We start from the raw sequence: 21,940 nt of genomic DNA on the forward strand, positions 1-21,940 counted from the left end.
TTCAAAGTTTTTCTTATAATTGCCCTATAATCTCATCCATATTTCCAATATAAACTGGCTGCCATTTTTCTGTACCACGTTCTGCAGTATAAACCGGATAAGCGTCATCATCTATATTTACGAAAACTGGATCGCCCATATCCGTTTCATATCCAATTGTAATCCATCCTTCTTGCCACTTTCCGTTTTCTTCACTTATTAATGAATTTTTATGTTTATCGTATCGGTAACCGATTTGTCCTTTTTCTAATTCACTTTCACTAAACACATATATTTCATAAGTACCTAGCTCAATATCTTGCTGTTTTGAAGTTTCAATTCGTTTTAGAAGTTCTGCGATTTTTATTTGTTTTTTCATACGTCTATCCCCTTCTATTTTTCTAAATTTTAACTAGTTTGTTTATAAAATACAATATAGATTTTAAGAAAAAAGGTGACATCCTTATCATATTAACGATTTTTTAAATATATCTATCACAACTCTACATATATCAACGATTTTTCAAATATATCTATCGTAACTCTACATATATCAACGATTTTTCAAATATATCTATCGTAACTCTACATATATCAACGATTTTTCAAATATATCTATCGTAACTCTACATATATCAACGATTTTTCAAATATATCTATCGTAACTCTACATATATCAACGATTCGACACGGAATATCGAATTACCAACAATGAATGCAAAAAAAAGAGAGGCTGTCCAAAAGGACAACCTCTCTTTTCTTATATCAATTAAAATTTAAACTCTTGTCCAACTTCAAAGCTATCTTCTAATACAAGAATACCTTTTTCTTGTGGAGCATCTGGAAGCTCTAATTCACGTGCAGAGCAGATCATTCCAGAAGAAGGAACACCGCGAAGCTCAGCTGGCTTGATTAACATACCGCTTGGCATTACAGCGCCGATTTTTGCAACGACAACTTTTTGTCCTGCATCAACGTTTGGTGCACCACATACGATTTGTAATGTTTCTGTACCGATTTCTACTTTACAAATGTTTAGCTTATCAGCATTTGGATGTTTTTCTTTTTCAGCTACATAGCCTACAACAAATTTCGGAGAAAGATCTGCTTCTACTGTTTCTTCAAAGCCGTTCTTCGCTAAAATTTCGTTGATTTTCTCTACAAGCTCTTTCGTTAATGTAAGGTTGCCTGTTTCTTTTACTTCTAAGTAAGAAGATGCATTAAAGATGTTGAATCCTGCTGTCTCGTTGCTTTCACGATCGTATACGCGTGCAACATCTCCTTTGCGATCAAAAGTACGGTTCTCTAAAGTAATATCTTGTAAGGCAACAATTAAAGTGTCACCAATTCCTTCAAGGTTGTAAAAAACGTTCACTTCGTTCATCCTTTCTCTTTTCCATCTGTCTTCTTCCGATTTTTCGCTAAAATAAAGATTGGTTCAAATTCTCCATCTTCATATACGAATGAAAGTGATGTAATCGGAACATGCCCTTCGGCAAAAAATTTCATTGTCATTTGTGCAATAATATCATAACCGATTTCGTTGACGATATCAGCAATAATTAATACATCTTGGTGAGGAACAGCAACAACCATGTCACCAGAAATCTTTTCACGCATCGATTGTAGTAACGATTCGTTTAAAATACGAGTCGCGTCATACCCATCATTTGTGTTTAAAAAGTAGAATGTATTACCCGCTACTGTGTCTTGTTTAAATTCATAACCTAATGAGCGTGCGTTGAATAATGCCATTTCACGCACTTGCTGTTCTGTAAGTTCTAATTTTTGTAATAGACGCTCGTCAATTAGTCGATACGTTTTATTCGAATCTAACGCATAGTAAATACGTGTTTCCGCCGTATGATCCGTCATAATAAACGGATTTCCTTCTTCTGCTTGTTTCGGGAAAGAAGTAGAGCGAATAACAGGTAAAATTTTCGCTCCGCTATTTTCTTCTTTATGCATCGCAATTAGCGCTTCTTGTACGTAATAAGCAACTTCTTCAATTGCCTTTTCTTTGTTCACTTCCCATTTTGCCACAACTCCTGGAAGCGATACGTTAATACCTTTTTTGGAGTCTTTTTGTTCAATACGTAAAACTTCTTTCTCACTATCATACTGAAAGTCCCATTCTGGGCGAGATAATTTCTTTATTAACTCATCTTTCATCTTTTTACTTGTCATCTTCATCTCTTTTTCCTCCCTTCCAAAAAAATAACCTCCCCCGCGAAGGTAGAGGTTGTTTTACAATTCAATTGGCAAATTGCCTTATTTTAAACCTTCAATGAACTCTTCGATTTGTTCTTGTGTTTTACGATCTTTGTTTACATAGCGACCAGTTTCTTCACCTTTATTGTACGCTACAAAGCTCGGAATGCCAAATACGTCTAATTTTACGCATAGATCAATAAACTCATCGCGATCTACATAGTAAAATGAGAAATCACTATATTTCTCTTCTACTTCTGGCATAAATGGGTCTACAAAGCGGCAGTCTGGGCACCATTCTGCTGAGAACATAAAGACTACATTCTCTTCATTTTTTAACTGTTGGAATTGCTCCATGCTTTCTAATGACTTCATCTATATTTCCTCCTCTAACGGGTGCATTTTTCATGTTATAATCTTTCTTTTATACTACCATACATCGCGCACGGTGCAAGGTTTATGCTTGCTTTTTGTCATACTTATATTGCCCAACTAACAACTTAACAACGTGTACAAATAATTCCGTGCGGTCGACATAATCATCTGTAAAAATACCGATAGCACCTTCGTGACTACGAATATCTTTTCGCTGCACAAACTCTTCCATCACTTCGCTTAATTCCTTACCATCTTCAAGAGGTGCTAAAAAATCGTCTGGTAACGTAATACGCGCTCCTCCGGCCACAAATACTTTCCCATCCATTGTTGCTAGCGCGCCCCAGTTACACATAAATAAACCGTGCTCCGTTTTCATTACGCCGCCTTCTAGCCCAATACCAATTGGAGCTTCTCCTTCCTCTAGCGCTCGCTTCGCTCTATTAATCGCTCCTTGCATCGTCTCTTCATCTGAGAAAGGCTGAGCTGATACTCCTGACGGAACAGAAAGAGATGTAATTTCAGCATCTTTCCAAACCTTCTCCACAGCGCCAACCTTCGTTTTATTCTTTGATCCTACTACTACTTTCATTTCGTTCACCTCTATAAAAATTCATCGTTCTATTCTAATATCCCTATCAGATACGAATTAAGCATCAACCACTACCACATATCACCAAGTCATCTATTCAGCCTAAAAAAGAAGGTTTTTTCTAGCAACATTACCGTCTTCAAAAACAAAAACAGCCTTCCTCTCACTTCCTACTTGGGGTCTTCATACATCATTCGAACACCAATTAAGCACTGACCACTCCCACTCATGGATGGGTCATCTATTCAATCTAAAAAAAGAAGGTTTTTTCTAACAACATTACCGTCTTCAAAAACAAAAACAGCCTTCCTCTCACTTCCTACTTGGAGTCTTCATACATCATTCGAACACCAATTAAGCACTGACCGCTCCCACTCATCGCTGGGTCATCTATTCAATCTAAAAAAGAAGGTTTTTTCTAACAACATTACCGTCTTCAAAAACAAAAACAGCCTTCCTCTCTTTTCCTATCCAGGGTCTTAATACACCATTCGAGCACCAATTAGGCACTGACCATTCCCACTCATGGATGGGTCATCTATTCAAGCTAAAAAAAGAAAGGCTCTTCAGCCCTTCTTCCTCTCTACGCGTTATTCTTAATTGTCTCTAACGTCGTTTTATCTGTTGTTCTTACAAGCTTCGTAATTAATTCTTTCGCCGCTGCATAATCATCAACATGTAAAATTGAAGCATGTGTATGAACGTAGCGCGCACAAACACCAATTACTGCTGATGGGATACCAGAGTTACTTGTATGTACACGGCCCGCATCTGTACCACCTTGTGAAATAAAGTATTGGTACGGAATGTTGTTTGTTTCTGCTGTATCTAAAATGAATTCGCGTATTCCTCTATGTGTTACCATCGTGCGATCGTAAATACGAAGAAGAGCACCTTTTCCTAATTGACCGAACTGTGTTTTGTCACCAGATGCATCGTTTGCTGGACTTGCATCAAGCGCATAGAAAATATCTGGTTGAATCATATTTGCAGCTGTTTGCGCTCCGCGGAGCCCTACTTCTTCTTGTACAGTAGCACCAGAATATAATGTATTTGGTAATGTTTCATCTTTTAATTCTTTTAATAATTCGATTGCAAGACCACATCCGTAACGGTTGTCCCAAGCTTTCGCCATAATTTTCTTCTCATTTGCCATCGGTGTAAACGGGCAGATTGGCACGATTTGTTGTCCTGGTTTTACACCAATCTCAATCGCATCTTCATAGCTATCTGCACCTATATCAATTAACATATTTTTTATATCCATCGGTTTTGCACGTTGCGCGTCACTTAATAAATGAGGAGGAATAGAACCAACAACCCCAATAACAGGACCATTCTTCGTCATAACTTGTACACGCTGTGCTAATAAAACTTGGCTCCACCAGCCGCCTAACGTTTGAAAACGAAGCATTCCGTTTTTCGTAATTTGCGTAACCATGAAACCTACTTCATCCATATGACCTGCTACAAGAACACGTGGGCCAGTTTCGTCCCCTTTTTTCAGACCAAATACGCTACCTAAACCGTCTTGTACAATTTCATCCGCATATTTGCTTAATTCTTGTTTCATAAAACGGCGTACATCATGTTCAAAACCTGATGCACCTTGTAATTCTGTTAACGTACGAAATAATTGTAATGTCTCTTTATTCACGAAGTCCCCTTCTTTCAAACCTTAGTAGAATACCTCTTTTATTGTAACGAAATTTTCGAAATGTTTCTAGTTTCTTCTTTTTTGGCTGTATTTGCTTTATAATTATTATCGGTACACTATTTTTATTTTATAGAATTGAGGTGAATATATGAGCTGGAAAGGTTTAGTAGCAGGTCTTGGCGTTGGGTTCGCAGCTGGTTATCTCGTTGCAAACAAAGTACAAGAACAATCCCATATTTCTTCAGAAAAAGCATTGAAAATGGTGAAACAAGCATTAAGTCATAAAGGTGAAATTACTGGCTCTTGGGTACATATGGTTCCAGAGACATTTGAAAAATATGATGTCGCATATGAAGTTTATCGCGGCGGTCTTACAACAATGTTAAATGATATACAAGAACGATTTGAATTTTTAGTTGATGCTAAAACAGGTACTGTTTTAGAGGTTATAGCAGCATAAAAAGGAGGGTTCCCATTAGGTGAACCTCTTATTTTTTAATTGTGGGTATTGATTAAAATTATATCAGCGATTTCCCAATTATATCGATTTATCAACAAAACCCGACAATAAAAAAGAGGCTGCTCCAATAAATATGATGGAACAACCTCCTATTTTTATGCTTCTATACTCGTTTTCCGTTCTATTTTTTCTACGATATGCCCTTCCTCATTCCACTTCACAGCGCGATAATATGCATCATGGTAAAACGTAAACCATGCCTCGTTTTCAGCACCATACTTCATCCACTTTTGCTTATTTTCAATCGAGGTCATCGGATAATCATCGTATGCCATTACCCATAATACATTTTGATGCGCATGCGTCGGTAAGAGATCCGCTAAGTGTAGCATCGTTTCCCCTTGACTCTCCAAAGCGATAACTGCATGTCCATCACTATGACCACCCGTACGCGCCATCTTGATTTCATCTGTAATTTCTATTTCTTGCTGGAACGTAACAACTTGATCTACAATTGGCTCCCAATTTTCCTTCCAATATGTATTACGTGATCTAATGTTTGGATTCCTCATTTCATTCCATTCTGTTTCACTTACGTAAACTTTCGCATTTGGAAATGACGGTACAAGGTGATCATCTTCCCATTTTGTTAGACCAGATGCATGATCAAAATGAAGATGTGTCATCAAGACGTAGTCGATATCTTCAGGCTTTAATCCTAATTTTTCTAATGATTCATAAACCGATGATTCTTCTGTTACACCTTGATTTCGTTTCATCTTCTCATTCAACTTACCGTTTCCTATCCCGGAATCAATGAGCATATTTCCATCTTTTGTTTGCAAAAGTAACGGATCTGTTCGTAAATAAATATGATTTGTATCATTATGTTTATATTTACGTGACCAAAGTACTTTCGGCACGACTCCAAACATTGCTCCTCCATCTAAATGTGTATTCCCGCCTTTTAACCACGTTACTTTTATATCTCCAATTTGTAACTGTTCCATTACACATCCCCCTTTTCAATTAATCTTAACATAAAATTCTGATTATTTTAGATGTAAAAAAACCTACGCATTACTGCATAGGCTCTGTACGATATTTTGCTTCAACTCGGTAAATACGATGACCTTTACTAGAGAATTTCTCTTCGTATTCAGTCATGATGTTACCTTCAAAGTCGCTGTTATGAAGATCTAAGCTTAAGTACGTTAGTAACATACCGTACTCAGCCATACTCATAAGAGAATATTCAAATAAACCTTGGTTATCTGTTTTGAAATGAATTTCTCCGCCTTCTACTAACACTTCTTCGTAATTACGTAAAAATGTTTTATACGTTAAACGACGCTTCGTATGACGTTTCTTTGGCCATGGATCTGAGAAGTTTAAATAAACGCGATCAATTTCACCTTTCGCAAAGAAAACTGTTAAATCTTCAGCATCTTTATTAATTAACTTTAAGTTTGGTAATTCTTCTTCAATTAATTTATCAAGTGCATCTACAACAACACTTGTGAATTTTTCAATTCCAATATAATTAATATGTGGATTCGCTTTCGCCATATCATACATGAAGCGGCCACGACCTGTACCTACTTCAATGTGAATTGGTTGTTCGTTTCCAAATACTTCTTTCCAGCTACCAGCGCGCTCCTCTGGGTTTCCGATTACGATATGTGAATATTCATTAATTCGATCCATTGCATACGGTTTATGTCTTAAACGCATAGATGTTTCCCTCTCTTTACATAGCTATTTTAAAGGAATAATTCCTTCTTTCTTTTTTAATCAATCTACCAAACAAAAAACCAAGTACGTACGAGCACTCGGTCCGTTTCTTTCAAGTATAAGATGTACCATTTTGATAAAAACTACATACAGCATTAAACATTCCATGACGAAACAGCTTTTTCTCTTACATTTGAAGAGAAAAACAATCGAAAGGATGATCCGTTCATGCCAATTAATCAACAACATCAATTAGAAGTGCTGAAAGATATTTTAGTCAACCACCAAAGTGATTGCTGCGGGACAGTTTCAGAATGCGAGCAATTAGAGCGCCTCATTCAATCGTTACTCGCAAACGATAATATAAGTAGTGACGCTAAAACAATGCTAAACGATGTATATTCTTATAGTCAATCGGGTAAATCTTCCTCTAATTTGGACAACCATATTTCCAATAATCAAGAACAACTTACTCAGTGGATTGCTGGAATGGACAATTTTTCTTAAGTATCATTCTGAAGCAAGTAGTTGCTGTAAATATTGATGCCAATATTCAGCTTCTGCTTGCTGTTTTTTTGTTGTATGCCATTGAATAGACAAAATCGTTTGTGCTATCACATACCATCTCATACGCCTAAGCAGCGATTCATCCATTTCAATATCATAGTAACCGAGCCACTCACTCCATTCCTGGCGCGGAATGTACCAATATAATAACATACCGAGGTCTAGAGCTGGGTCAGCAATTACAGCTCCATCCCAATCAATTAAAAACAATTCATCTTCATCCGACAATAGCCAGTTGTTATGGTTTACATCACAATGGCATACAACGAATTCATTGTATTCAATAGCTTTTAATGAATCCATTAAATATTGAAGGCCTTGCTGAATTGTTTCATCATCCCTTATATCTCCTCTTAAAACGAGTTGCAGTTGTTGTAATAACTCTTGTGCGTGAAGCGGCTGCTTCCCAAGTCTTTGAATCATCTGTACAAGCGCTTTAGAGGAGTGTATTTTCTTCAAAAGTTTCGCAACACGTTCTAGTTTCATATCCTCTGGCTCTAGCTTCTGTCCCGGAAGCCATTTTTGAGCAGAAATTACATCACCATTCGTTACCCTTCTTGTCCAAAGTAATTTTGGAACAATTCCTTCTGCTGACAATACCGCTAAAAAGGGCGATGTATTCCGCTTTAAAAATAACTTCTGTTGTCCGTTTTGCGCAATATATGCATCGCCCGTTACTCCACCAGCCGGTACAAGACTCCACTCTTTTCCTAATAATTGTTCCAACCATTCCATATTCATTACCCGTTAACAAATCCTTATCTTTTATAGTTATGAAAAGAAAAACCGCAACATTTCTACACATGTTGTGGATTCATATATTTTACTGTAAATGAAAAGAAAAATTAGCCTAAGCCAAAAATCCTCTATTTTATTTTACAAAACCTGCCATAGAATGACAACTTATCAAAATCGTCACCTTTGTCAATTCTACATTTATTACATTCTCATCGTCAAGTAGCGATTTGTCACATTATCGTCAATATATACGTGCTAATTGGAGCGAGCTTAAGTTCCTTTCCTCTAAATGAAGAAATTGGCTCTATTTTCGCTTCGTTTTCGTTTACTAACACATGCCACGTTGCTTCTTTCGGAAGTTGCACAGTTTTAGCTTCTAAACCGCTATTAAATAAGACGATAATCTCTTTCCACGGCCCAAACGTTTCTACATGCTCTAGGTGATATGCAAGTACTTCTGTAGATGTTTGTAAAAAAGTCATATGTTTTTTTATAAGGTCTGCGCTTTGTAATCGGAATGCCCCATGCTCTTTACGAATCGCAATTAAACCTTTTATATAGTTAACGGTCTCTATCTCTTTCTCTTTTTGATCCCAATCTAATTGATTGATCTCATCATTTGCATTATAACTATTTTCATTTCCTTTCTTCGTACGATAAAACTCTTGCCCTGCGTGTAAGAAAGGAATGCCTTGTGAAAGAATAACCATTGCGCTCGCTAACAGGTGACGTTTTTTCAAAATCGTTTCTGATTCTTCATTACTGCGCACTAGTTTATCCCACATCGTCATATTATCATGACATTCTACATAGTTAATGCTTTGCGCTGGCTCTAGAAACAGCCCTGTTTCTTTCATACTTAAAAGACTTCCTGCTGCAATATACTGCAAATGATTACAGTCTACATGCCCACCAAATGCAAAACCACGCTTATTTATATGAAATGTACTCCCTTTTATCCCATCACGAAATTGATCATTAAACTGCGCGATATGTGGCATTTTCTTCGCATTATTTAACGTTGCTTTTTCCTCACGAGGAAGCGGTGTTTGTAAATCCCATCCTTCTCCTAATAACAAAGCATCTCTTTTTATGTTTCGCACTTCTTTTTCTATCATATTCATTGTATCAACATCTAAAATTCCCATTAAGTCGAATCGGAATCCATCGACATTGTATTCAGTAAGCCAATATAAAATAGACTCTACAATGAATTTCCTCATCATTTTCCGTTCAGACGCTATATCATTTCCGACTCCCGTCCCATTAGAAGGCATACCATCTTCACCATGACGAAAATAATATCCTGGAACAAGCTTTTCAAATGATGATAGCTCTCTTTCATAAACATGATTATATACAACATCTATAATCACCCTAATACCTTGTTTATGAAATGTTTCAATTAGTTGTTTGCACTCAACTATCCTGTTATACGGATCAGAGGGGTTTGTAGCATAATATCCTGTTGGTGCATTGTAATATAATGGATTATATCCCCAATTATAGGCGGACGAAGGATTCGCCTCATCTACACCACCGAAACAATATAAAGGTAATAGTTCAACATGTGTAACACCTAAATCTTTTATATGAGACAACCCTGTTAATGTCCCATTCCGTCCTGTTGTTCCCTCTTCCATCAATCCTTTATATGTTCCCTTTTGAATTACTCCACTATTTGGATGTATAGTCGCATCACGAATATGCAGTTCATACAATATGGCATCTGTCATTGATTGTAATGTTGGTAATCCCTCTCGTCTTGTTACATTCGTTTTTTCTAAATTGATAACAACACCATGTTTTCCATTTACCGTCACCGACTTTGCATAAGGATCCACAGCTTCGTTCCATATTAAATTAATACAAACAAGAAATGTATAGCGTGCTCCGTCTAAATCACCTTGTAATGTTTGAATCCAAACTCCGTTTTCTCCCCTGTACATTTCATGATCGGCATATTCTTTATCGCTCTTATAAATTCTTACTTTCGCAAGCCTTGCAGTTGGGGCCCATACTTTAAATGTCGTTTCTTCTTTTTGATAAACAGCACCTAAATCTGTACCTTCGTAATAATACTTTTCATCGAAAATTTTTGTTCGAATAACAGCACCTATTTGTAAATCAGTTTCTTCATTCCGTTCATCTCGTACTGTATAATACTTCCCCACATCTAGCGGCTCTTCTATAAAGCACTCATACTTCGTTGCATCTGGAAGCGCAATCGTATGAGCAATCGGTAAATCTTTCACATTACTTCCTTCTTGCAAACGAAATGTCCGACTTGTTCCATACGCATGTGGGAGCAAAATTGTAATTTTATTCATTTCATCTAAATAGGCATCAAATGGACGTTTTACTTTCAACATAAAAAAATCACCATCATTCTCAAAGTTAAAATAAAGTGAAACTTTAATGAGCGAGAAAATTTCTCCATCCTCACTTATTATTAGCCTTCACCAATTAGGCGAGATAAAATGAGCTGCAAATGATAAGGCTTTTCTTATCAACAAGACTCTATACAGTAACTCCATTCTTCTCTATAGTATATTCACCTGCATAAAAAACGTTTTCAACATTCTATTTTTGTAATTTTATTTCAGCAATCGATTTATACTTCGGGGTTTCTTTCACGTGGGATTCGTATAAAGTAATTGTATCTGCTTGAAATGATATTTCAGGCACTTCTTTTATACTTTCTAAACGAAACTTTTCTTCTCCTATCCATTTACGAGCAACGGTAATATGCGGGTGATATGGGCGTGTTTCTAGAGAAAATCCATTTTCTTCACAAATGGCATGTATTTGCTTTTGCAACTGAAACAAATCGTGATTCTCACTTACCTTCGCCCAAAAAATACGAGGCTGATCTTCCCTACCAAACGTTGAAAAACCTTGTAATGTGAACGATAGTTCTTTTGTTTCTGCAATTGTTTGTAATCCATTCTTTATTCCCTCTAGCTGTTCCTCCGTTGCACTCCCTAAAAATGAAAGGGTAATATGATAGTCTTCTTTATGTACCCATGAACGAAATTGTAATTCCTCTTGCATGTCCTCTTTATAGTTAGACAGCATTTCTTTTATATGATTCGGTAACGTAATTGCGACAAAATAATGCAGTTCCATGTACATCTTCTCCTTCTTTCTATTGTTGCTTTTCTTTCTTATCTCATTCAGGTAAAAAGAAGCCGCTCTCCAAAATAGAGAGCGGACATTATTTATATATCCATTACTTCGCTAATTCATGAATTGCTTGCGCGTAAATTGCTGTTGCTTTTAATAAGTCTTCAATTTCGATATACTCATCTTTTTGATGCGCAAGTTCTTCTTTTCCAGGGAATAGCGGGCCAAATGCCACACCAGCTTTTAATGAACGAGCATAAGTACCGCCGCCGATTGCTAATAGTTCTGCTTTTTCACCTGTTTGTTCTTCATACACACGTTGTAACGTACGGATTAATACGTGATCTTTATCGACGTGATGCGGGCGAGAATTAGAATAGTCAGCCACTTCAAAACCATGCGTACCAACATATGCTTTCAACTTCACAATTGTTTCTTCAAAGTTAGTTGTAACTGGGTAACGTACGTTTAGCCCTAAGTTACCACCGTTTTCTTTCGTATAAGAAATGCGACCGACATTCACTGTTAACGGACCGCTAATTTCATCTTTATAAGCAATAGTAGCTTTTTCACCAAAAATATCACCAGTAAATGTTTCTGTTGCAAATGTCGCAAATGCAGTTGCTTTTCCATCAAGTGAAACTGTAGTTAAGAAGTTTGCTAATAATAAACCTGCATTTTCTCCTTTTTCAGGAGTAGATCCATGCGCTGAAATTCCTTCTATTTGCAACGTCACTGTATTTCCTTCTATAGTCGATTTCCCTATTTTTTTAGCAGTTTGTAAATACTCTTCATATGCTACTGTAAGTGCATTTACATCTTCTCCTGTAATAACCGCTTCTGCAAAATCAGGAACCATATTTAAACGGCGCCCTGAATCAAATGAAACAAGTTCATATGTACCTTTTTTCTCTTCACTACCATTTTGCACAACTTGTATATCAGAAATTCCTTTTTCTGCATTAATAATTGGAAAATCCGCGTCTGGCGCAAAACCTATTGTTGGCATTTCTTCGTTTTTAAAGTAGTGATCTACACATTTCCAATTGCTTTCCTCATCTGTTCCTATAATCATACGAACACGTTTGGAAAGAGGTAAGCCTAATTCTTTCACAATTTTCATCGCATAATATGCTGCCATCGTTGGGCCTTTATCGTCAATTGCACCACGTGCAAAAATCTTTCCGTCGCGAATATCTGCACTATATGCAGGAGTCGTCCAGCCATCTCCTTCTGGTACAACGTCAACGTGACAGAGAATACCTACTAATTCTTCTCCTTGCCCCATTTCAAGATGACCTGCATATCCTTCTAAATTTTTAGAAGTAAAACCTTCAGTTTCTCCTTTATGTAACATGAAAGATAAAGCTTTTTCTACACCTTCACCGAATGGTGCGCCCTCTTTCGCAGATTCTTCTTCCCATACACTTTTAATTTGTAAAAATTGTTGTGTATCACGAATTAAATCATCTTTTCGTTTCGCAACTTCTTCTGTCCAATTAATTGCTGACATCACGCATCCATCCTTCACTATATTGTTTCTTTCATCATAACAAACCGAAATCTCTTATGCCATACACGAAAACTAAATACCGAACAATTGTAATATTTCAGATATTTCTTATTAGTTTTTCTTTTGTTTTTTCAAAAAAATTTGCAGGAATTTGGCGTTTTACGTAGAATTTTATGTGTTAGTTGACTGACCATATATACAATGTCAACTACCAATATTTTTCTATATGAATATTTGTTAAATTTCTGTAAAATTTAAGTAGATTAAAGCATGAATTTTATCATGTAGAGTACAATGGTAGTAACGACCTTCTTTCCTGAATGGGGTCAAAAAAACTAGTAGAGGAGTGGTTTTCTCTTGAAACCTACAACTACTCGTATGCTAACACGCATTAAATCAATTTATATGTACATCAATGAAAACGGAACGGTAACGACGAAAGACCTTGTAGATGAGTTCGGGATCACACCGCGAACGATACAACGTGATCTAAATGTGTTGCAGTTTAATGAACTCGTGTATAGCCCTTGCCGCGGTAAGTGGACAACAACAGGAAAGAAAGTGAGAATGACCTCATAACGAAAAATAATTGTATGGTAAATAAATACATACCCCTTTCTAATAATTAGAAAGGGGTCTTTTCTGCGCCTATAAAGGTACTACTTTTCAGTATCTACTTGATATGTTTTTAACATTTCTACTTCTTCATCTGTTAGCTCTCGGTATTGTCCAAGTTCTAGTTCTTCATCTAATACTAACGGACCCATCTCTGTTCTCTTTAGGTAGACTACTTTTTTTCCTACCGCTTCAAACATACGCTTCACTTGATGGAATTTCCCTTCCGTAATCACAAGCTCAATTTCAGAAATATCATCGCTTTTCAATATTGTAAGTGCACCTGGCTTTGTTTCATAGCCATCGTCTAAAATAACACCTTTAGCAAATTCTTTTACATCCTCTTCTGTTACTACTCCTGCAACGTGTGCATAATATTTTTTCGGCACATGCTTTTTCGGAGATAATAATTGATGTGATAACTTCCCATCATTTGTTATCAATAAGAAGCCTTCCGTATCGATATCAAGTCGTCCAACTGGGAACGGATCAAAGATTGCATCTTCTAATTCTAATAAATCTATTACTGTTTCATGATTATCATCTTCCGTCGCTGAAATAACACCTTGTGGTTTATGCATCATTAAGTAAACAAATTCTTTGTATTCCACAACTTCACCGTGAATCATAACTTCTTGCTCTTCTACATTTACATGAACTTTCGCATCTTTTACTGGCGTTCCATCAATTTTCACAACGCCATCTTTCAATAATTTCTTTACTTCTTTTCTACTTCCATATCCCATATTTGCTAATAATTTATCTAATCTCACGTTTTTCACCTTCTTTATTTATCATAGAAAAGGGGACGTAATTACGCCCCTCTTGATTTCAACTTTATTTTAAATCTACTACCAAGTTTACGTTGAATTTTATCTAATGCTTCTCCACCAAATACTCTTTCAAGTACTCCTGTGCGAATTGCTAACAATCCGTAAACAAGACCGCCAATACCTGCACAAATCGCAACTGTTATAAGAGCACCAATACGGCCATCAGGCGAAATCATGAAGGATAGAATCCATTGTGATAGTTTTACAGCAACGACCATTATAAGTGTCAGTACTGCAATTTGGAATGTTCTTTTATATACAACACCGAATGAATAGTGTGCGTATTTTTTAATTTGTTGATTTGTGTACCAAACAGAAGCTAAGAAACCAACTGCTGTCGCTAGAATTGCTCCTACTGTACCGAAATAACGAATAAAGATTACGTTACATACAAATTTCAAAATAACGCCCATTATAAGCGCAATAATCGCATGCTTCTGCTGGTTAATACCTTGCAGGATTGCCGCTGTTACTGTAAATAAAGCGAATAACAACGCAACTGGTGCATACCACATTAATACTTGTCCACCTAGTGGATCTGAATCGTAAAACGCAGTATAAATTGGATATGCAAGTGAAGAAATACCGACAACTGCTGGCAATGTTAAAAACATATTTGCCTGGAATGTTTGTGTAATTTGTAATTTCAAATAGCGGTATTGTTTTTCAGTAAATGATTTTGTAATTGCTGGTACAAGCGTTAAACTAAACGCTGTTGCAAGTGATACAGGAATCATAATTAACTTATGCGTCCACATTGTGAAAATACCGAGAGCTCGCTCTGCGATATCACCTTGACCAATCGCCTGCATAATTGAGTTAAATGTCAATGTATCAATTTGTTGATATAAAGGAATTGTTAACCCAATTACAACGTAAGGAATCGCATATGCAAATAACTCTTTAAACAATTGAACGGTGCTTACTGTTGATTCTGGTACAGTTTGTTCAATTAAATATTGATCCAAATATTTTTTACGTTTTAGCCAGTACCAAATTAACACACCGAGTGCTCCAACCGCTGAAACGAACGCAGCAAATGTCGCTACTCCAACTGCTGTTGCAACTGTACCGCCAAGTACTTTAATAACGATAAAACTACCTGCTAATAAAAAGACGATACGAATAATTTGTTCAATAATTTGTGAAACGGTAGTTGGTCCCATAGACTGGTGACCTTGGAAATAACCACGAATTAAACTCGCTGCTGGTACAACAATAAGCGCGAAACTTACAAGACGAATGATCGTCGTAACTTCTCCTACATTATTGTGTATACTTTGTTTACCAAGCATCGCTTCTGCAAACAATGGCGCCGTCATGTACAGTACTAGGAACGAAAGAACTCCTGTTACTATCATCATAACCATTCCCGAGCGGAACATTCTCCGGCTCGTTTTATAATCGCCAAGCGCATTATATTTGGAAACAAATTTTGAAACAGCAAGTGGCACACCTGCCGTTGCGATACTTAAAAAGATCGTATATGGAATGTATCCATATGTATAGAGCGTTCCGCCTTCTGTTCCTACTAATGCATGAAACGGAAAGACGTAAATCATGCCTAAGAACTTTACTAAAAATGTCCCTAGCGTAACAATAAGCGTTCCGCGCAGAAATTTCGAATCGGACATACAAAAATCCTCCTACATCTACATAAAGTGAAACTATAATTAGTTGGAGACTTCTCTCCTACTCCTTATTAGTTGAACCATTCGAGCATTTACAGGCTAACAGACTCCCTATTTACTTCTCCTAAATCTTGAGGTTTTAGTCTTATCGCCTACAAATGGCAGGATAGTGCTGAACTCTAACTTTTGTATTGTACCACAATTCTCTCATTAAGCAGTACTTCACTCTATTTTTCTTTTAAGGGAAAACATGCTATTCTTTTAGGCAGGAAATGTAGAAAATGAGGTCGATATATTATGCATTATGATGTTATTGTCATCGGCGGCGGTCCTTCTGGGCTAATGGCTGCAATTGGTGCTGCAGAAGAAGGCGCAAATGTCTTACTTCTTGATAAAGGAAATAAACTTGGGCGTAAACTTGCAATTTCTGGTGGCGGACGCTGTAACGTAACGAACCGTCTACCACTTGATGAAATTGTTAAACATATACCAGGAAACGGTCGCTTCTTATACAGCGCTTTTTCTATTTTTAATAATGAAGATATTATTACATTCTTCGAAAATCTCGGTGTTAAATTGAAAGAAGAAGACCACGGTCGCATGTTCCCTGTGTCAAACAAAGCACAATCTGTTGTAGACGCACTTTTAACACGATTAAAAGACTTAGGTGTAAAAATTCGTACAAATACGCCTGTTGAAACGATTGAATATGAAAATGGTCAAACAAAAGCAGTTATACTGCAAACAGGCGAAGTGTTAGAAACAAATCACGTCGTTATCGCTGTTGGCGGAAAATCAGTTCCTCAAACTGGATCTACTGGAGACGGATATGCTTGGGCTGAAAAAGCGGGTCATACAATCACAGAATTATTCCCAACAGAAGTACCTATCCTTTCAAACGAGCCGTTTATACGTGACCGCTCATTACAAGGTCTTGCTTTACGTGATATAAACTTAAGTGTATTAAACCCGAAAGGAAAAGCTATCATTTCTCACAAAATGGACATGCTCTTCACTCATTTCGGCCTATCTGGACCTGCTGCTCTTCGCTGTAGCCAATTCGTCGTGAAAGCACTGAAAAAGTTTAAAACGAATACAATACAAATGAGTATTGATGCATTGCCAGAGGAAAATAGTGAGCAACTGTTTCAGCGCATGCTGAAACAAATGAAAGAAGATCCAAAAAAAGGAATTAAAAACGTTTTAAAAGGTTATGTTCCTGAACGTTACTTCCTATTCTTATTAGAAAAAAATGAAATTGACGGCAGCGAACAAGCTGGACAAGTTTCTCACGAAAAGATTCGTGCACTTGTGAAAGACTTTAAAGAGTTTACTGTGAATGTAAATGGTACGCAGTCAATTGAAAAAGCATTCGTTACTGGCGGCGGTGTATCCGTGAAAGAAATTAATCCGAAAGAAATGTCTTCTAAATTTACGAACGGCTTATATTTCTGCGGAGAAGTTCTTGATATTCATGGTTATACTGGTGGCTATAATATTACATCAGCCCTTGTTACTGGTAGAATTGCCGGAACGACAGCTGGAGAAAACGCGAAAATGCAGTATTAAAAAAAAGAAACAGGGATTCCTGTTTCTTTTTTTATAGGTACATGAAATTATATGAGCGATTCTGCAACTTATATCGGCGATTTCCCAAATATATCGACTTACCGACAAGAAACGACAAATATAGGCTCCACTTAACTTCCCATTGCTTTTTTGTTGCTTTATATACCTTAGTACCTTTATATTTTATATTGTTGAATATTTAAAAAAGGGTAAGGGGAAAAACAAATGAGAAAAAAAGTCATGATGTCTTTAATGTTAATGACGTTTCTTTCTGCGGTAGAAGGAACGATTGTTAGTACAGCAATCCCTCGTATAACGAGTGATTTGTCAGGCGTCGAACTTGTTAGTTGGGTATATGCAATTTATATGCTTGCAACAGCTGTTTCGACTCCAATATACGGAAAGCTCGCTGATTTATTTGGCCGTAAAAAAGTTTTACTGATCGGAGCTACAATCTTTTTAGTCGGTTCTGCACTTTGCGGAGTCGTTACATCGATGGAACAATTAATCTTCTTCCGCGCGCTTCAAGGTATCGGTGCTGGTGCTGTTATGCCAATCACAATGACGATTATTGGCGACTTATATAGCGAAGCGAAAGACCGCGCGAAAGCACAAGGTTGGATGAGTGCCGTTTGGGGTGTATCCGGTGTTATCGGACCGTTAGTAGGTGGATTTTTAGTTGATTCCCTTTCTTGGCGCTATATTTTCTTCCTAAACGTTCCATTCGGAATTATCGCTTGCTTAATGATTGCAATTTACTACAAAGAATCTATTAAACCTGCTAAGCATCATATCGATTATCTTGGTGCAACAGTCTTCTCATTAAGTACAATCGCTCTACTATATGCATTATTAACAGGTAGCAGTAAGCAAAACTGGGGAGACATGACAATTATCGGCCTATTAATCTTTGCCGCTATTTCATTTATTATTTTCTTATTCATCGAGAAGAAATCTCCGGAACCATTAATTCCGCTATCACTTTTCTCTAACCGTACATTATCTACGATAAATATATTAACTCTTATTGCTGGCGCAATGATTATTAGTATTACAATGTACCTTCCAATTTGGAGCCAAGGTGTATTAGGGAAAAACGCTACAGAAGCTGGACTTATTTTAATGCCAATTCCTGTTATGTGGACATTTGGCGCTATTTTCTCTGGTAACTTAGTAGGCAAATTAAAAACGAAACAAATCATTTTACTTGGAGCTAGCATTTTATCAGTCGCTACGTTCTTATTATTTACACTATCAACAAATTCACCATCGTTCCTTATTTATGTAGCAGTCGGATTATTCGGCTTAGGCATGGGGCTTGTGACACCGATTTACATGGTAACAATTCAAGCAGCCGTACCAGCTCATACACGCGGAACAGCTGTTGGTTTAAACACATTTATTAATACATTTAGTCAAACGTTAGGTGCTGCAATATTCGGTACAATCTTCAATACGATGATTCACGCACGTGGTATTAAAAATCTTGATCTTGTATCTGGTGGACATGGCGGTACTACAGCAAACGTAGTAACCGAATCGCAATCTGCATTAGCATCAAGCGTACACGTCATTTATATGAGCACTTTCGTATTAGCAGTATTTACATTAATTATCGCTTGGCTCTTATTAAAGCCAGCTACACAAACAAGTGAGCAACAATAAAAAGGATGACCATTTTGGTCATCCTTTTTTATTTTTCATTCTCCACAATATGTTTCAGCATGGATAATTTATTATCCCAAAAACGTTCATAATACGAGAGCCATTGTTGTAATTCTTCTAATGGTTCTGGATGCAAACGATATATCTTCTCTCTTCCGCTTTTTCTTCCACTTACTAAATTCGCTTCTGAAAGAATATGAAGGTGCTTTACAACCGCAGTACGACTCATCGGAAAATGATCCGTTATTTTGGAAATCGGTAACTCTTTGTCACTTAATAACCGTATTACTTCTCGGCGGGTTGGATCAGCAATTGCTTGAAATACATCATATTTCGCTGCTGACGAGGACACTTAGCCTTCGACAACCTTTTTCAGTTTTTCATTTACAATCGCTACCCAACCACCGCTCATTCTATCGCGAATAATAGAGCTCTTCGCATTTGCTTTCGGAAGAATTTCATCAGGATGTTTCCAGCCGCCGTGAATTAACGTAAATTCTGTTTTGTTATCTCCTAAGTCTTTCAAATCAAATGAAACAACCCAGCCATCTGTATCCCATGAGAAAGATAAATGGTTTGGTTCATCAATTTCTAATACTTTACATGGTGATGGCCCAAATGGTGATTGCACATGAAATTCATGTCCTACCTCTAATACAAAATCATTTGGCATAAACCATGACGCAATCCCTTCTGCAGTTGATACTACACTCCATACCTTTTGAATAGACGCGTTAAAAACGATTGTTTGTTTAATATCATTTAATGTATTTTGTTGTTCCATTTTCATTCTCCTTTACTCGGCGTTATAACATAACACCTTTTGGTTATACTTTGATAATATAACACCTTTTAGTTTCATGTCAACGCTAATCCTTTTACTGTTGAGAAATTCTCAACATTTTTTCAACAGGACAAACACCCTCTTAGCATTTCCTCATAATATACTCACAAAGGCAATACAAAATAAAAACTTCTCTCAACATGAAACTCCATCATTCATATTGAAAGAAGCGCCTTACTTATATCATGCGTACTTCGTCTCTCCTCCTTCCCTCAAGGGACAATACGCGAGATATGACAAAGTCAGAAGGAATATGCCCACCATTTGAGTAGGTAGTTATTTCTCTTCTCCTCAACATTTCCTCAGGAGCGAAATGACTACCGACTCACTTTTTTCAAACAAAAATAAAAAGGGGATGAAAGCGATGTTCTATTGCATTAACTGCTCTGATATTCATCATGAAAAACATCCAAATGATAAAGTATTCAAAAACGGTTTTTATATTGATCCATTTTTAGGTGATCGTTATCACCTTGGTATGTGTAAAGATGCCCAAAACCATGAAACAGGGGAGCCTCTTTTAACGACAAAGAAATTAGGCACAACCCAATCTATTATGAACGTATTACCGACACATGTTGTCCCAACATAAAACATAAAAAAGAGCTGGGTGAGCCAGCTCTTTTTTATGCTTTATAAACGATCATTGCTGAAAAACAATAAATTTGGTTTTCATCGTCGTTAATAGAAACACCAACTTGATACTTAATATCTACAAAGTTGCTATCATCAATCTTTTTCAAAAACACATTCACAGCGTCTTCTAAGTCTTTTTCGTGACTTTCATCAAAAACTTTCACACGAATCATGTTAACACCATCCTAGATCGCAGCCCTCCGCCGCTTGATTATTGCCACGGTGCGTATCTATGATGCGATAAAACTTTCCATTCTCATATATATATCCGTCTTCTAACACATATTTTTTATCTTCAGTATAGACATAAAACTTACCTATCATAAATTTACTCGTATATAATTCCAAATAATTTGGTCTAAATTTAGCTACAACTTTATTTGTAATATCAATTTTTATTGTGCGCCCCACCTTCTCTCCCTCCTTTGCAAAGAACGGATTTAGGTATATTGTATTAGCGCTTTTACATTTTATGCTTAAAAATAAGTGGATATGCCTTCTTTCTTCACCTGTACTATTTTTCTAAAAAAATCACTATAAATAAAACCCGAAAAAATACAAAAAAAGCACTTTATCTTATTGACTCGAATATAAATATTATGTTATTATATAAAATTTGACATTTTTACATACGTATGTTATCATTAAAAGTGGTTACCACATATGGAGGTGGATGATTTGTTTCAAATTGGTGATAAAATCGTTTATCCAATGCACGGTGCAGGAATCATCGAAGCAATTGAAGAGAAAGAAATATTAGGTACTTCACGTCAATATTGTGTGATACGCATCATTAGTAAAGATATGCAAGTAATGCTTCCGATGGATCAATTAAAAAAATCAGGTATTCGTTATATCGTTGATCGAGGTACGTTAGATGATATACTTCTTGAATTTCAAAACGGGGAGTCAGACACATCACTCTCATGGAAACAAAGATATACAATGAATATGGAAAAAATGAAAAACGGCAATTTACAAGATAGCGCAGAAGTTGTTCGGGATTTACTTCGCCGCAATAAAGAGAGAACTTTAAATGCGAGTGAAAAACAAATGCTAGATAACGCCCGAAAAATGATGATCAGTGAAGTTGCACTCGTACAAAATGTTTCTGAACATCAAGCAACAGAATTTCTTCAAGATACAATTAATCACTAAATTTAAAATAGCTGGCCGCTATTTTTTTTTTTTTAAA

The 21,940-nt window shown here is 36.6% G+C and carries 25 protein-coding genes; 7 read left to right on the forward strand and 18 right to left on the reverse strand.

The features are described from left to right. Nucleotides 1-13: 13 nt before the first annotated feature. From NST90_RS22215 to NST90_RS22240, 6 genes are all read right to left on the reverse strand, one after another. On the reverse strand, nucleotides 14-358 hold the full coding sequence (locus NST90_RS22215; RefSeq protein ID WP_061113802.1) for a hypothetical protein: 345 nt from the start codon (nucleotides 356-358) through the stop codon (nucleotides 14-16). A 390-nt stretch (nucleotides 359-748) separates the two neighbouring features. Then, nucleotides 749-1,363 carry a YtpR family tRNA-binding protein gene (ytpR, locus tag NST90_RS22220; protein WP_001006761.1) on the reverse strand — a complete coding sequence of 205 codons (615 nt, stop codon included), beginning with the start codon at nucleotides 1,361-1,363 and terminating at the stop codon, nucleotides 749-751. Further along, nucleotides 1,360-2,172, reverse strand: coding sequence for a DUF1444 domain-containing protein (locus tag NST90_RS22225; protein WP_000784588.1), 813 nt, complete (start codon nucleotides 2,170-2,172; stop codon nucleotides 1,360-1,362). Before NST90_RS22225 ends, ytpR begins: the two co-directional genes overlap by 4 nt. 78 nt (nucleotides 2,173-2,250) lie before the next feature. Then, a complete protein-coding gene (locus NST90_RS22230) occupies nucleotides 2,251-2,565 on the reverse strand; it encodes a thioredoxin family protein (RefSeq protein WP_000838193.1) in 315 nt (104 codons plus the stop codon). A gap of 82 nt (nucleotides 2,566-2,647) precedes the next feature. Then, nucleotides 2,648-3,157, reverse strand: coding sequence for a DUF84 family protein (locus NST90_RS22235; protein ID WP_000869940.1), 510 nt, complete (start codon nucleotides 3,155-3,157; stop codon nucleotides 2,648-2,650). A gap of 583 nt (nucleotides 3,158-3,740) precedes the next feature. After that, nucleotides 3,741-4,814: a M42 family metallopeptidase gene (locus NST90_RS22240; protein ID WP_001031514.1), complete on the reverse strand. Its 1,074-nt coding sequence runs from the start codon at nucleotides 4,812-4,814 to the stop codon at nucleotides 3,741-3,743. A 148-nt stretch (nucleotides 4,815-4,962) separates the two neighbouring features. On the opposite strand from NST90_RS22240, the gene NST90_RS22245 reads away from it, so the two are divergent. Beyond that, the gene (locus tag NST90_RS22245; RefSeq protein WP_000118543.1) at nucleotides 4,963-5,274 is read left to right on the forward strand and encodes a PepSY domain-containing protein; all 312 of its coding nucleotides are present in this window, start codon (nucleotides 4,963-4,965) and stop codon (nucleotides 5,272-5,274) included. Between the two features lie 155 nt (nucleotides 5,275-5,429). Here NST90_RS22245 and NST90_RS22250 read toward each other — a convergent pair whose 3' ends face one another. Beyond that, a complete protein-coding gene (locus tag NST90_RS22250) occupies nucleotides 5,430-6,284 on the reverse strand; it encodes an MBL fold metallo-hydrolase (RefSeq protein WP_000436856.1) in 855 nt (284 codons plus the stop codon). 70 nt (nucleotides 6,285-6,354) lie between these two features. Next, nucleotides 6,355-7,008, reverse strand: coding sequence for a tRNA (guanosine(46)-N7)-methyltransferase TrmB (gene trmB, locus NST90_RS22255; RefSeq protein WP_001239385.1), 654 nt, complete (start codon nucleotides 7,006-7,008; stop codon nucleotides 6,355-6,357). 228 nt (nucleotides 7,009-7,236) lie between these two features. Here trmB and NST90_RS22260 point away from each other — a divergent pair, with 228 nt between their 5' ends. Further along, complete coding sequence (locus NST90_RS22260) at nucleotides 7,237-7,515, forward strand: YtzH-like family protein (protein ID WP_001122235.1); 279 nt, start codon at nucleotides 7,237-7,239, stop codon at nucleotides 7,513-7,515. Between the two features lie 3 nt (nucleotides 7,516-7,518). Here NST90_RS22260 and NST90_RS22265 read toward each other — a convergent pair whose 3' ends face one another. From NST90_RS22265 to pepV, 4 genes are all read right to left on the reverse strand, one after another. After that, nucleotides 7,519-8,316, reverse strand: coding sequence for a phosphotransferase family protein (locus tag NST90_RS22265; RefSeq protein ID WP_001986674.1), 798 nt, complete (start codon nucleotides 8,314-8,316; stop codon nucleotides 7,519-7,521). 227 nt (nucleotides 8,317-8,543) lie between these two features. After that, on the reverse strand, nucleotides 8,544-10,685 hold the full coding sequence (pulA, locus tag NST90_RS22270; protein ID WP_000921740.1) for a type I pullulanase: 2,142 nt from the start codon (nucleotides 10,683-10,685) through the stop codon (nucleotides 8,544-8,546). A 211-nt stretch (nucleotides 10,686-10,896) separates the two neighbouring features. Further along, nucleotides 10,897-11,442, reverse strand: a complete 546-nt coding sequence (gene thpR / locus NST90_RS22275; RefSeq protein ID WP_000418984.1) for an RNA 2',3'-cyclic phosphodiesterase — start codon at nucleotides 11,440-11,442, stop codon at nucleotides 10,897-10,899. Between the two features lie 103 nt (nucleotides 11,443-11,545). After that, on the reverse strand, nucleotides 11,546-12,952 hold the full coding sequence (gene pepV / locus NST90_RS22280; protein WP_001274259.1) for a dipeptidase PepV: 1,407 nt from the start codon (nucleotides 12,950-12,952) through the stop codon (nucleotides 11,546-11,548). A 357-nt stretch (nucleotides 12,953-13,309) separates the two neighbouring features. Between pepV and NST90_RS22285 the strand changes: the two genes are divergently transcribed. Then, nucleotides 13,310-13,531, forward strand: coding sequence for a DeoR family transcriptional regulator (locus NST90_RS22285; RefSeq protein ID WP_000805512.1), 222 nt, complete (start codon nucleotides 13,310-13,312; stop codon nucleotides 13,529-13,531). 80 nt (nucleotides 13,532-13,611) lie between these two features. Here the strand turns inward: NST90_RS22285 and NST90_RS22290 are convergent, their stop codons facing one another. Both NST90_RS22290 and NST90_RS22295 read right to left on the reverse strand, forming a co-directional pair. Continuing rightward, nucleotides 13,612-14,340: a pseudouridine synthase gene (locus NST90_RS22290; protein ID WP_001234947.1), complete on the reverse strand. Its 729-nt coding sequence runs from the start codon at nucleotides 14,338-14,340 to the stop codon at nucleotides 13,612-13,614. Between the two features lie 41 nt (nucleotides 14,341-14,381). Further along, nucleotides 14,382-16,034: a polysaccharide biosynthesis protein gene (locus NST90_RS22295; protein WP_001284028.1), complete on the reverse strand. Its 1,653-nt coding sequence runs from the start codon at nucleotides 16,032-16,034 to the stop codon at nucleotides 14,382-14,384. A 294-nt stretch (nucleotides 16,035-16,328) separates the two neighbouring features. Between NST90_RS22295 and NST90_RS22300 the strand changes: the two genes are divergently transcribed. Further along, nucleotides 16,329-17,600 (forward strand): NAD(P)/FAD-dependent oxidoreductase, encoded by a 1,272-nt coding sequence (locus tag NST90_RS22300; protein ID WP_000558859.1) that lies wholly within the window; start codon nucleotides 16,329-16,331, stop codon nucleotides 17,598-17,600. Between the two features lie 225 nt (nucleotides 17,601-17,825). Further along, nucleotides 17,826-19,265, forward strand: a complete 1,440-nt coding sequence (locus NST90_RS22305; protein WP_006924902.1) for an MDR family MFS transporter — start codon at nucleotides 17,826-17,828, stop codon at nucleotides 19,263-19,265. A gap of 28 nt (nucleotides 19,266-19,293) precedes the next feature. On the opposite strand, the gene NST90_RS22310 is transcribed toward NST90_RS22305, so the two are convergent. Together NST90_RS22310 and NST90_RS22315 are read right to left on the reverse strand one after the other, a co-directional pair. Beyond that, the gene (locus NST90_RS22310) at nucleotides 19,294-19,617 is read right to left on the reverse strand and encodes a metalloregulator ArsR/SmtB family transcription factor (protein ID WP_006924901.1); all 324 of its coding nucleotides are present in this window, start codon (nucleotides 19,615-19,617) and stop codon (nucleotides 19,294-19,296) included. Further along, on the reverse strand, nucleotides 19,618-20,049 hold the full coding sequence (locus tag NST90_RS22315; RefSeq protein WP_000437765.1) for an SRPBCC domain-containing protein: 432 nt from the start codon (nucleotides 20,047-20,049) through the stop codon (nucleotides 19,618-19,620). Between the two features lie 424 nt (nucleotides 20,050-20,473). On the opposite strand from NST90_RS22315, the gene NST90_RS22320 reads away from it, so the two are divergent. Further along, entirely contained in the window at nucleotides 20,474-20,701 is a 228-nt protein-coding gene (locus NST90_RS22320; protein WP_000498989.1) for a DUF3973 domain-containing protein, read from the forward strand. Nucleotides 20,702-20,735: 34 nt separating this feature from the next. Here the strand turns inward: NST90_RS22320 and NST90_RS22325 are convergent, their stop codons facing one another. Next, on the reverse strand, nucleotides 20,736-20,918 hold the full coding sequence (locus NST90_RS22325; RefSeq protein WP_000621751.1) for a sporulation protein Cse60: 183 nt from the start codon (nucleotides 20,916-20,918) through the stop codon (nucleotides 20,736-20,738). A 1-nt stretch (nucleotide 20,919) separates the two neighbouring features. Next, a complete protein-coding gene (locus NST90_RS22330; protein WP_000533804.1) occupies nucleotides 20,920-21,156 on the reverse strand; it encodes a DUF2553 family protein in 237 nt (78 codons plus the stop codon). A gap of 252 nt (nucleotides 21,157-21,408) precedes the next feature. Here NST90_RS22330 and NST90_RS22335 point away from each other — a divergent pair, with 252 nt between their 5' ends. Then, nucleotides 21,409-21,903 carry a CarD family transcriptional regulator gene (locus NST90_RS22335; RefSeq protein ID WP_000451445.1) on the forward strand — a complete coding sequence of 165 codons (495 nt, stop codon included), beginning with the start codon at nucleotides 21,409-21,411 and terminating at the stop codon, nucleotides 21,901-21,903. Nucleotides 21,904-21,940: the final 37 nt, after the last annotated feature.

This window comes from Bacillus sp. FSL E2-8900, assembly GCF_037966225.1.
GTDB lineage: Bacteria > Bacillota > Bacilli > Bacillales > Bacillaceae_G > Bacillus_A > Bacillus_A cereus.

Excerpts from the sequence above, each read along its gene's own strand:
- NST90_RS22215 (WP_061113802.1), bottom strand. The coding sequence starts at position 358 with ATGAAAAAACAAATAAAAATCGCAGAACTTCTAAAACGAATTGAAACT.
- ytpR (WP_001006761.1), bottom strand. The coding sequence starts at position 1,363 with ATGAACGAAGTGAACGTTTTTTACAACCTTGAAGGAATTGGTGACACT.
- NST90_RS22225 (WP_000784588.1), bottom strand. The coding sequence starts at position 2,172 with ATGAAGATGACAAGTAAAAAGATGAAAGATGAGTTAATAAAGAAATTA.
- NST90_RS22230 (WP_000838193.1), bottom strand. The coding sequence starts at position 2,565 with ATGAAGTCATTAGAAAGCATGGAGCAATTCCAACAGTTAAAAAATGAA.
- NST90_RS22235 (WP_000869940.1), bottom strand. The coding sequence starts at position 3,157 with ATGAAAGTAGTAGTAGGATCAAAGAATAAAACGAAGGTTGGCGCTGTG.
- NST90_RS22245 (WP_000118543.1), top strand. The coding sequence starts at position 4,963 with ATGAGCTGGAAAGGTTTAGTAGCAGGTCTTGGCGTTGGGTTCGCAGCT.
- NST90_RS22250 (WP_000436856.1), bottom strand. The coding sequence starts at position 6,284 with ATGGAACAGTTACAAATTGGAGATATAAAAGTAACGTGGTTAAAAGGC.
- trmB (WP_001239385.1), bottom strand. The coding sequence starts at position 7,008 with ATGCGTTTAAGACATAAACCGTATGCAATGGATCGAATTAATGAATAT.
- NST90_RS22260 (WP_001122235.1), top strand. The coding sequence starts at position 7,237 with ATGCCAATTAATCAACAACATCAATTAGAAGTGCTGAAAGATATTTTA.
- NST90_RS22265 (WP_001986674.1), bottom strand. The coding sequence starts at position 8,316 with ATGAATATGGAATGGTTGGAACAATTATTAGGAAAAGAGTGGAGTCTT.
- pulA (WP_000921740.1), bottom strand. The coding sequence starts at position 10,685 with ATGTTGAAAGTAAAACGTCCATTTGATGCCTATTTAGATGAAATGAAT.
- thpR (WP_000418984.1), bottom strand. The coding sequence starts at position 11,442 with ATGGAACTGCATTATTTTGTCGCAATTACGTTACCGAATCATATAAAA.
- pepV (WP_001274259.1), bottom strand. The coding sequence starts at position 12,952 with ATGTCAGCAATTAATTGGACAGAAGAAGTTGCGAAACGAAAAGATGAT.
- NST90_RS22295 (WP_001284028.1), bottom strand. The coding sequence starts at position 16,034 with ATGTCCGATTCGAAATTTCTGCGCGGAACGCTTATTGTTACGCTAGGG.
- NST90_RS22300 (WP_000558859.1), top strand. The coding sequence starts at position 16,329 with ATGCATTATGATGTTATTGTCATCGGCGGCGGTCCTTCTGGGCTAATG.
- NST90_RS22305 (WP_006924902.1), top strand. The coding sequence starts at position 17,826 with ATGAGAAAAAAAGTCATGATGTCTTTAATGTTAATGACGTTTCTTTCT.
- NST90_RS22315 (WP_000437765.1), bottom strand. The coding sequence starts at position 20,049 with ATGGAACAACAAAATACATTAAATGATATTAAACAAACAATCGTTTTT.
- NST90_RS22320 (WP_000498989.1), top strand. The coding sequence starts at position 20,474 with ATGTTCTATTGCATTAACTGCTCTGATATTCATCATGAAAAACATCCA.
- NST90_RS22325 (WP_000621751.1), bottom strand. The coding sequence starts at position 20,918 with ATGATTCGTGTGAAAGTTTTTGATGAAAGTCACGAAAAAGACTTAGAA.
- NST90_RS22335 (WP_000451445.1), top strand. The coding sequence starts at position 21,409 with ATGGAGGTGGATGATTTGTTTCAAATTGGTGATAAAATCGTTTATCCA.